The sequence below is a fragment of the Paraburkholderia sp. 22099 genome (genome assembly GCF_052045835.1).
Taxonomy (GTDB): domain Bacteria; phylum Pseudomonadota; class Gammaproteobacteria; order Burkholderiales; family Burkholderiaceae; genus Paraburkholderia; species Paraburkholderia terricola.
In genome coordinates this window covers 162,383-169,106 of record NZ_JBQEPU010000015.1, presented here as the reverse complement: position 1 = coordinate 169,106, position 6,724 = coordinate 162,383, and the positions used below count along the sequence as shown (strand labels likewise).

The 6,724-nt window shown below is 61.1% G+C and carries 3 protein-coding genes and 2 pseudogenes; 1 reads left to right on the top strand and 4 read right to left on the bottom strand.

Annotated elements, in window-relative coordinates; all coding sequences use genetic code 11:
* Positions 1-347: pseudogene (locus tag ACTJLC_RS16455) on the top strand (ISNCY family transposase); the annotation flags it as partial.
* A gap of 282 nt (positions 348-629) precedes the next feature.
* Here ACTJLC_RS16455 and ACTJLC_RS16450 read toward each other — a convergent pair.
* From ACTJLC_RS16450 to ACTJLC_RS16435, 4 genes and pseudogenes are all read right to left on the bottom strand, one after another.
* On the bottom strand, positions 630-1,742 hold the full coding sequence (locus ACTJLC_RS16450) for a porin (protein ID WP_310133202.1): 1,113 nt from the start codon (positions 1,740-1,742) through the stop codon (positions 630-632).
* A 218-nt stretch (positions 1,743-1,960) separates the two neighbouring features.
* The gene (gene mgtA / locus ACTJLC_RS16445; RefSeq protein ID WP_310133199.1) at positions 1,961-4,714 is read right to left on the bottom strand and encodes a magnesium-translocating P-type ATPase; all 2,754 of its coding nucleotides are present in this window, start codon (positions 4,712-4,714) and stop codon (positions 1,961-1,963) included.
* A 937-nt stretch (positions 4,715-5,651) separates the two neighbouring features.
* Positions 5,652-6,383, bottom strand: coding sequence for a type VI secretion system baseplate subunit TssG (gene tssG / locus ACTJLC_RS16440; protein WP_310133198.1), 732 nt, complete (start codon positions 6,381-6,383; stop codon positions 5,652-5,654).
* Positions 6,380-6,724, bottom strand: a pseudogene (locus tag ACTJLC_RS16435) (type VI secretion system baseplate subunit TssF); the annotation flags it as partial. The gene tssG and the pseudogene ACTJLC_RS16435, both read right to left, overlap by 4 nt.

The following is a 6,724-nucleotide window of genomic DNA, read 5'->3' as shown; positions in this document are numbered from 1 at the left end:
GTATGACCGGCTGACAGAAATCGATCAGGGCGCGATCGTCGAGCATAAACGTTTGAGCCACGTGCTGCAGGTCGCGCAGGTGATTCAGGCTCAACGCGATAACAGCCGGATCGGCAAGGTGCCTTCACGAACGCATCTGGGGGTTGCAACCAGGGCTGAGGGCAGCTCGCCGGGCAAGAAGAAAGAACGCGAATTCACGCAGACTGACATCGAGCATGTGATCGTGGATCTTGCCCAGCAAAGACAGATAACCCGCAACCCGTAAACCTGGCCGGTGGTCTGCAGGGTCAGTCGAAACAGACGTCAGCGCCCTGCCCATTCACGGCGGATCCTTCGACACTGGGTGATCAGTAACCGATGAAAGACCGACCTTTTAACCCTGAAAACACGACATTTGTATTTGGCTGCCGCCACGACATCTTGAAATGGCCTCGACAAACAATGTAGTGGCTAGACGGTAATGTCCGTTTTTAGCTAGATAGATGGAATGGTCGCCTCCCGCCTTTGAAGTCTTTCAAGATCAAATGGTCAGGCATACGGCATTGCTGAAGGCCGGGCGTGATGGAGCCTGCACTCCCGTTCGCTCCATCCCGCCCGCGTCAGCCGCATCCCGCGAAACGAACGGGCGCTCATAACCGATGACGGATACCGGCCGCGACCAGCAACTGGCTGCGGCCCGCCGACGGATCGGACGTATTGATCACGGCGGGGACGCGAGATGAAGCGCGCTGATACACCGTCTCCAGATAGGTATCGGTGCGCTTCGAAAGCTGGTAGCCAGCCTGCAACGCGCCCTGATGCCAGTGTGCACCCGAGCCCTTCGTATAGGCGTACATGCTGGCGAGCGACACTTTCGGCGCCCACTGGTACACGCCATTGATCTCATAGTTGCTGAAGCCTACCGAAGGCTCCGCTGAACCGGAACCGGCATCGGTCACACCGCTATAGGTCGAGCGGGACCACGCGGCACCCACCGTAAAATCGCCGATCGCATAGCTTGCGCCGACGCCATACGTGCTCTGCGTCTGCACGCTCGCGTCGAATACGTCGCGATTCGAGCCGGGCAGATTCACGGTGTCATATGCACCTCCCGCGGTGTTGCCGCGGCCGTTCACGTGCAGGTAAGCGGCGCCCGCGTTGAACGGCCCGCTCTGGTAGTTCGCGCCGACGCTGTACGCGCGATTGTTGGCGAACTGACCGGCACCGTTCGAAAACGCGTACATGCCGCCGAAGCTGAAGCCGCCGAACGACGGGCTCGCATACGTGACCGAATTGCGCGCGAGGTACGCGTTGTTGGCGTTGTCGTTGTCGAACGGATGCGCGAACGCCGTGCCCCCCGCACTGCCCGTCAGCGTGAACGGTGCGAAGTAGTCGTGGACCGAATCGTACTGGTGACCTACCCTGACCGTCCCGTACGTCTCGTTGCCAAAGCCGACATAGTACGGGTGATCGATGAAGCCGTCGCCCGTCGTCACCGAAAACCCGCGCTCCAGTTGAAAGATCGCCTTGTTACCGTCACCGAGATCCTCGGTGCCCGCGAGGCCCCAGAAGCTGCCATCGATCAGCCCCGAGGTGGCCTTGTACTGCGCGTGGCCGCCGACGTTACTCACATACGCGAGCCCCGTATCAAGTTCGCCATACAGCGTTACGCTGCTCTGCGCGTGGGCGTTCGCGCCGAGGAACGCGAGCGTGGCGGCGGTGGCGGACGGAATGGTGAAAAGCTTGTTCTGTTTTGCGGACATGTCGTGAACCGGTTGAAAAAATGAACAGGTCGTGCGCATCCGGCGCTGCACGCAACGGTGCGTGGCGAGGAACGTGTGCGCACGATATATGCATCGTGAGGTCTGCGGTGATCGTGAGCGCCATCAACAGACGACGCTCACGCACCATGATTCAAGGCTGGCCGAAGCCATTGCGCACGGGGCTTGAACCCCATCCCGCTGCGCAGTTGCGGTCGGCTTCAATACCACTGCCCGTAACGGCGGATATACAGCGTCTTCACAACCTGCGTCAGCATCATGTAGCCGAGGATTGTTGCGACGAGCCAGAGCCAGTAGCTGTGATCCAGCGAAGTAAAACCCAATGCCCCGGCCAGTGGAGAAAACGGCAACCAGCAGCCCACGAGGATAGCGATCGAGGTCGACAGCAGCACCGGCAGCGACGCGGTACTCTGGACAAACGGAATCTTGCGCGTGCGCAGCATGTGGACGACGAGCGTCTGCGAGACGAGACCTTCGATGAACCAGCCGGAATTCATGATGCTCTGACCGCCGCCGTGCAAGTGGAAAGCCGCGCCGGCGCCGAACACTGTCCACATCAGCACGTAGGTCACGATATCGAACACCGACGACGTCGGTCCCAGCCACACCATGAAACGTCCGATATTGCCCGCATCCCACTTGCGCGGCTTCTTCACGAAATCGGGATCCATCCGGTCCCACGGCAGGAACATCTGCGAGAGGTCATAGATCAGGTTCTGGATCAGCAATTGCATCGCCAGCATCGGTTCCCAGGGCAGGAATGCAGAGGCGATCAGCACCGAGAACACGTTGCCGAAATTCGAGCTCGCCGTCATGTTCAGGTACTTCAGGATATTGCCGAACGTCTCGCGGCCCTTGATTACGCCCTCTTCCAGCACCATCAGGCTCTTTTCGAGCAAGATGATGTCGGCGGTTTCCTTCGCGATATCGGCCCCTGTGTCCACCGAAATGCCGACGTCCGCATCACGAAGCGCCGGCGCGTCGTTGATCCCGTCACCGAGGAAACCGACCGTGTGGCCGTTTGCCTGAAGCGCCTTCACGACACGCGCTTTCTGCAGCGGGGTGAGTTTCGCAAAGACCGTCGTGTGTTCAACCACCTGTGCAAGCTGGACATCGTTCATCGCCTCGATGTCGCGCCCGAGCAGCGCAGCGCCCGGGTCCAGTCCCACGTCGCGGCAAACCTTCACCGTGACAATCGGGTTGTCGCCCGTCAAGACCTTGACCGCCACGCCATGCTCACGCAGCGCACGAATGGCGGGCGCGGCCGAATCCTTCGGCGGATCGAGGAAAGTGAGGAAACCGCGTACCACGAGGTCTGCCTCGTCAAGGGTCTTGTACTGGGACTTCGCTTGGGCGCGCGGAATCTCGCGCGTGGCGACCACCAGCACACGGTAGCCCTCCTCGTTGTACGCCTCGGCTCGTGCAAGCAGCATGTCGCGCTCGTGCGCCGTCAACGCGTGGACCGTGTCACCGTTCTGAATGTGTGTCGACACCATCAGCATTTCTTCGACAGCGCCCTTCGACACCATCAGTTGGTTGCCGTCCAACCCCTCGACCACCACCGAAAGTCTGCGGCGTACAAAATCGAACGGCAGTTCGTCGACCTTGGCGTACTGCGTCAGTTTCACCGGCGCGACACGTTCATTGGCATGGTCCACGACGGCGATGTCCATGAGATTCTTCTGCCCGCTCTGGTGGAAGCTGTTCAGCCAGGCAAGTTGCAGAATCCGCTCATCCCGGTTGCCATGGATGTCGAGATGATGTTCAAGGATGATCTTGTCCTGCGTGAGCGTGCCGGTCTTGTCCGTACACAGGACGTCCATCGCGCCGAAGTTCTGCACCGAATTCAGCCGCTTCACGACCACCTTGCGTCGCGCCATCGCAATGGCGCCCCTCGCCAGATTCGCCGACACGATCATCGGCAGCATCTCCGGCGTCAGACCGACCGCGACTGCAAGCGCGAACGTCACCGCGGACAGCCGGTCGCCCTTGGTCAGGCCATTGATCAGGAACACCACCGGCACCATGACCAGCATGAGACGGATCAGCAGCCATGACACACTGTTGACGCCGCGATCGAAGCTGGTTTCGACGCGCTTGTGACTGACCACGTTTTTTGCCAGTGAGCCGAAATAGGTATCGGCGCCGGTGGCGATGACGATTGCCGTTGCCGTCCCGCTGACCACGTTGGTTCCCATGAAGCAGATATGGGCGAGATCGAGGAGATCGGTCCGGTCATCGGAAGCGGCATGGGCCCATTTCTCCGTCACCGCGCCGAGCGTGTCGTATTTCTCGACGGGCAGTGCCTCGCCGGTCAACGCCGCCTGACTGATGAACAGATCACGCGACTCGATCAGACGGATGTCGGCGGGGATCATGTCACCCGCCTGCAGACTGACGATATCGCCGACGACCAGATTACGCATCGCGATTTCCTGCCTCTCTTGATCCGCGAATACGGTTGCCCTGCGGATCACGGTCGCCGTCGTGCGAACCATGGACTTGAGCCGCTCTGCTGCCCTGTTTGAACGGTATTCCTGAAAGAAGCGCAACAGACCGCTGGCGGTCACCATCGTGAGCAGGATGCCGACCCCGGTCCAGTTGCGATCGTCCGGCGCAGCAAGGTACACGTCCGTGAAGAAGGTAATGACCGACAGACCGAGCAGCACCAGCACGAACGGGTTTTTGAAGGCTCGCAGCAGCTGTACCAGTGCGTGTGGGGCTCTGTCATGGGCGACTTCATTGGGACCCGCACGTTGCAGACGCTCCAGTGCGTCTGCCGTGAGAAGACCGTCGAGCGAGCTGTTCGTCTGCTTGAGCGTGGCGTCGACGGATTCGTTGGCTTCGCTTACTACGTGCGCGAAGGATCTCTGGTCGCGGCCAGCGGAGCCAGACACAAAGCCTTTCTGCTTTCGCCTGGATGTATGCGGTTTTTTTGTGGATTCGTGTTGCATCGGCTGTTCCTGCTGCTATGCACGCGGCGAACGGCCCGCGGCTTTTGAATATTGGAGATGTGTCGTTCCATGAGGCCCGAGGCGCTCAGCGACAGCGCGCGTTGCCTCGATACGGCGGACGCGCGCTGTCGTCGCCATGCTCAGGAGAGACCGTGCTTTTGGCCGAGCAGGGCCCTGACTGCCGCCCACCACCGGTGTGACGGTTTGGCCGGCGTTGGCGATACGAGCGCTGGCGCTGCTTCGTGATAGTGGTGCGACTCGCGGACCTGTGGCAGTTGCGATACGAGCAGGGCGAAATACATGCGATTTCTCCGTTCGGGTCGAAGCCCGACTGATTGTTGAGGTCGCCGGGACGCCTGCACGGCAACGCTCAAACAGTCAGGCAAGTGACGGCGAACGCGTGTGGGCATCCATCAGGCAATGAAAAAACGTAAGCGGCGTAAAGGCCATATGTCACTGTCGGGCATGACGTCTCCTTTCCGATGCGTTGTGCACGGGCGTGTCAGTTCATGCGCCCGCAGGGATAAACCAGCGGGCGCACGCGAGCATGGTCCCGAGTCGGGCTCAGGAAACCGGCCGTACGGACGGACGCAATCTGGCGTGCCGAAGCGGCGCTGAAATGGAGTGAACGGGAGCGGTACTGAAAACTACTGCGACGCGCACCATCTGCCTGCGGGCAGAACGGTGGCTGAATGAGGCTAGCGGATGTTCTGCCGGTCAGGCAATCAAACTGTTCGAGAATTGACTACTGCAACTGTCCAAGGCACTAGCCCCTGTTTGTGAAGACGGACGGATTGTAAGCAGACGCTCAGGACAGCGTCAACCTTAAATTTTGCTGTACGGAGCAAATGCGCGCGTTGAAGATTCGACGCGTCTCGAGATGGATTGGATGTCAGAGTCGTTTTTTGTCAGGGCCGTCGAGAAGATGGATTGCCTCTCACACTCCGCAGGGAATGAAGTGCGAGACCGCGATCGAGGCGTCCGGCACGGCATGCCGCAGCACCCCTGCCAGCCCTTCAGCCGTGCGTGTTTTCTGCATGGTGAGCGCGAGCATCGATAGCAGCCGGCGCTTGTCGGCCACCTCGAGCAGTCGCTGACGCGCGGTGGAAGGCTGCGGCTTTTCATCCGGCGCGGGTAGCCTGGGCACCGACGTGATGAGGCGCGGGGATGTACTGAATCCGAAGCCGGCGAAGCTGAGCAGATAGCGTGACACCGGGTCCGTGCCATCGCGCCTGAAGCCGACCGGGTACCGGTATTTGCGCGCGACACGGTAGTACTGTGTGATGACGCGGTGGTGGAACAGGTCGAGAAACGCCGACAGGCGCTCTGCCCCGTCGCGGTTCTGGGCTACCACATCGACGAAATACGCGGGCATGCGCGCGTCGACGCCATAAAGTCTGAGAAACGTCGTCACCACCGATGGTCGCGCTGACAGATCGTCGGTGTCGTACCGCACCGCATCGATTTCACGCCCGGGAAAGCCCAGTTGCGCGCGCGAACGGAACCGGATGGGATCCGCGGCAGGCGAATCCGTCGTCCCGAGCGGCGGCGCATCGGGCGCGGCCAGCTCGAGCAGTTCGCAGAAGCGGATGAAGTTCATCCGCGGCGCGTCGCCGAGGATCGCTGGCAGCAGCGACGGCGCGGCGGCCGGCAGGGTGCGCGAGTTCAAAATGGCGCCCCTTCGCCCTTTGTTTCGGGCCACTCGATGCGCTGCCCGGTGGGCTGGGTCACGATCACGAGCTTCGTGTAGAGATTCATCGTCGCGTACAGCCCGAGGAACCGGTTGAGCATGCTGCCGAAAAGCTCGAGATCCCCGCTGCCTGCAAAGCGGCCTGCATCGAGCGTGACGGTGATCTCCACGCCACGCAGCAGCCCGCCCTTGACGAGTTTGCTGAGCGGCCGGTGCCGCACGTCGGTGATGGCGTTGATGCGCCGGCTGTTCAGTTCGCCGTCGGTCCAGTCGTAGAGCGCGAGGGAGCCACGCAGGATCTCCGCATCGAGCAGCGACAG

Bases quoted from the DNA above. Each gene is read 5' to 3' on its own strand.
- ACTJLC_RS16450 (WP_310133202.1), bottom strand. From the start codon at position 1,742: ATGTCCGCAAAACAGAACAAGCTTTTCACCATTCCGTCCGCCACCGCC.
- mgtA (WP_310133199.1), bottom strand. From the start codon at position 4,714: ATGCAACACGAATCCACAAAAAAACCGCATACATCCAGGCGAAAGCAG.